Source organism: uncultured Paraglaciecola sp. (genome assembly GCF_937123705.1).
GTDB lineage: Bacteria > Pseudomonadota > Gammaproteobacteria > Enterobacterales > Alteromonadaceae > Paraglaciecola.
In genome coordinates, this window is sequence record NZ_CAKZKO010000079.1 from 1 (window position 1) to 3322 (window position 3322).

The 3322-nt window shown below is 47.1% G+C and carries 2 protein-coding genes and 1 pseudogene; all 3 read left to right on the top strand.

From position 1 onward, the window contains the following. Positions 1 to 263: 263 nt before the first annotated feature. A pseudogene (locus Q0688_RS11495) lies at positions 264 to 455 on the top strand (IS3 family transposase); the annotation flags it as partial. 75 nt (positions 456 to 530) lie between these two features. Beyond that, positions 531 to 1690 (top strand): IS3 family transposase gene (locus Q0688_RS11500; RefSeq protein WP_299076389.1). Its coding sequence is split into 2 segments (ribosomal slippage): positions 531 to 780 and positions 780 to 1690, totalling 1161 coding nucleotides; the frame shifts between segments, so codons are not numbered across the junction. A 90-nt stretch (positions 1691 to 1780) separates the two neighbouring features. Beyond that, positions 1781 to 3232: an IS66 family transposase gene (locus tag Q0688_RS11505; RefSeq protein ID WP_299076392.1), complete on the top strand. Its 1452-nt coding sequence runs from the start codon at positions 1781 to 1783 to the stop codon at positions 3230 to 3232. The last annotated feature ends 90 nt before the right edge of the window (positions 3233 to 3322 follow it).

Here is a 3322-nt window from a genome sequence, read left to right on the forward strand (position 1 = left end):
CTAAGCGATGAATAATCCCTAAAAATACATCGCCTGGTTTATTATAACGGTCTTTGATGTATCGTTTGACCCAATCGGCTAAAGTTCTATCGCCTGTAGCATCACCTTGTACCAATAATCCTGCTGGTTTATAAACGGCAATTAAGTGATTGTCTTCGTGTAATACGTGTATATTCATAGCGCAAAAATAGGTTTTTTGTAGTTATGAATTATGAGTTATGTGTGTCATAAAAGCTTAGTATCTCTTTCTCAAAGATTTACCTACCAGCCAGTCGTTCAGGCACTTATTGAAACGCTACCAGATTCAGGCATCAATGAGTGGTGTGGAAGCCATGAAACAGGATGTCGAGGGCTATATCCGATATTACAATCGGGACAGACTACATTCGGCAAATGACGATCTGTCGCCAGCCGAATTTGAACTGCCTCAAATTAAAGTGTCCGGTTGGACTTGACCAGAACACGTTGTTCTGGTCTAATGGAACCGGACACTTCGATAAGAGATAATTAGTTTATCTATCGAGGTGTTTATGAGTAAGAAACGAACCTACAAAAGCTACACGCAAGAGTTTAAGGAAGAAGCAGTCGCTTTGGTAACCGAGCAAGGGTATAGCGTGCCTCAAGCAGCTGAATCTTTAGGCATACGGACGAATCAACTCTATCAGTGGAAACAAAAACTGGAGCAATCAAAGCAAGATAGCTTTCTGAATCCAGACGAAAAAAGTGAGCTGGTTGCCCTCCGCAAAGAAGTCAAACAGCTCCGTATGGAGAAAGAAATATTAAAAAAGGCCAGCGCCTTCTTTGCAAAAGAAATGAAGTAAAGTTTCAGTTTATCAGGGATTTACCTGACTACTTCCCAACAACAATGGCCTGCCGGGTTATGCAGGTAAGCCGTTCAGCCTATTACGATTGGTTGGTGCGACCTGCTCAACTAATCACTGCTGATGAATTGCATCTGTATCGCCGGATTAAGCAACTATTTAAAGCAAGCAGGGAAAGCTTAGGATCGAGGGAGATGGTCAAGAAACTGCGCAAAGAAGGCTTTATCATTGGCCGATATCGGGTACGTACATTAATGAAGCGCCTGGGTCTGGTGGTTGTTCAGCGTCAAGCTTACAAAGTAACCACGCGAAGAAAACACTCGGATCAAGTGGCTGATAACTTGATTAATCAGGACTTCAACCCCAAGAAACCCAACCAGGTTTGGGCGGGTGATGTCACTTATTTGAGAACCCATGAGGGCTGGATGTATTTGGCTATCGTAATGGATTTATACTCCAGACGAATTGTTGGCTGGGCGATTGACAAACGGATGACGGTTGATTTGGTCAGTCGAGCAATGCAGATGGCGATCAACCTCAGAGCCCCTGGTAAAGGATTGATTTTTCACAGTGATCGGGGCTCTCAATATACAAGTAAGGCATTCAGGCGCTTGTTAAAACGCCGTCACATCAACGCATCAATGAGTGGTGTGGGAGCTTGCTGGGATAACGCAGTGGTTGAACGTTTCTTTGGCAGTTTAAAAAATGAATGGCTATTAAAGGTCTATCATTTAACACGACAAACCATGAAGCAGGATGTTGAGGAGTATATCCGTTATTACAATCGTGACAGGCTACACACGGCTAATGATGATCTATCGCCAATCGAATTTGAAGTGTCTCAAGTTAAAGTGTCCGGCTGGACTTGACCAGAACGTACACGTTCACGCCTAATCTAGCGCTCTACGCCTGATTGTGATAGATTTTCAGTCATTCAACTGACTGTGGATGATTGCTTAATGGAGCTTAGTGAGATTGCAGATAGCGTTACCTCGCTGGATGAGGCCAGACAGCTCATTCGTGAGTTGGTGGCGATCAATCAAGCTCTGCAAACAGAAGTAGCGACCTTAAAAGTAGCCGTTGAGTCTTTGCAATCACAGCACGGTTCAAGTTCGCGCAACAGTTCTAAAGCCCCCTCAACGGATTCTCCAGAGCAACGCCATCAGCGCAAGAAACGGGCCCAATCCTCTCGGAGCAAAGGGGCGCAGCCGGGGCATAAAAAATACGAGCGTACCCTGCTGCCGGACGATCAGGTCGATACCATCCATCGTTACTTTCCTCATTCACGCTGCCAGTGCGGGGGCGTTGTGACGCCAAACGCTCAGCCCACGTATCGTCATCAGGTGTTTGATTTGCCCGAAGTGCGTTATCGCGTAACAGAGCATCAGCTCTTTACAGGACAGTGTGCAAATTGTCAGCGCGAGCTGACGACCACCTTGCCGGATTGGGTTCCCAGCGGGCAAATGGATGCGGGTTTAGTCAGTACCATTGTTCAACTGAGTGGGCAATTCCATTTATCCATTCGCCAGATACAAGCGTATTTGTCTGAGTGTTGGCATCTGGATTTTAGTATTGGTGCGATTAGTCAGGCACAGGGGAAAGCCAATGCCTGGTTAGGGGTGCCTTATCGGCAAATTGCTAACAAGGTGAGACAAAGCCGGGTTGCACACGCGGATGAGACCCGCCACTACCGAGGGGCTGAACAGCGCTGGCTTTGGACGCTAGCCACGCAGTCACTTTGCTTTTTTATGGTGCACTACTCACGCGGCAAAGCCGCGGCCAATGAACTGCTGGGTGAGTTTACAGGGTATTTGGTGACGGATCATTATAGTGGATACAACGATGTGCCGGTTGAGCGGCGTCAATTATGTTGGGCGCACCTGATTCGTCATTTCACCAAGATCAGCGAACGCAACGGATTAGCCGGAGAGATTGGGAGGCGTTTACTATTAATCAGTGGTGCCGTGATCAGAACGCGGCACCGACAATTGGATAATCTTGATGATCGTGAGCGATATCAACGTCGCTTTCAACGCCTTCGAGAAAGCTTCTACACGACTCTATCGCAAGGCACTGAACTCAAGCTTGCGGACCGAACCCGCAACCAATGTAGGCACCTATTGAAAGATGAAGCGATGTGCTGGACATTTCTGAAAGACTTGTCGATTCCATTGACTAACAATCTGGCTGAACGTGCTATCCGACCGTATGTGATTTGGCGAAAGCTCTCTTTTGCCAGTCAGTCCTCTCAGGGAGATCAATTTCGACCAATGATTTTGAGTATTATTGGAACGACACGGTGCTTGGGTATACGCACCTCAGATTATCTGAGAAACCTCTGCAACGAAGGACTTCGGGGTAACCCGATTAGCCAATTACCGTTGGATAAAGCGCTGCAAGCCACTGTTTAGGGCGTGAACGCTTACCTGATGGCGATACGTGGGCTGAGCGTTTGGCGTCACAACGCCCCCGCACTGGCAGCGTGAATGAGGAAAGTAACG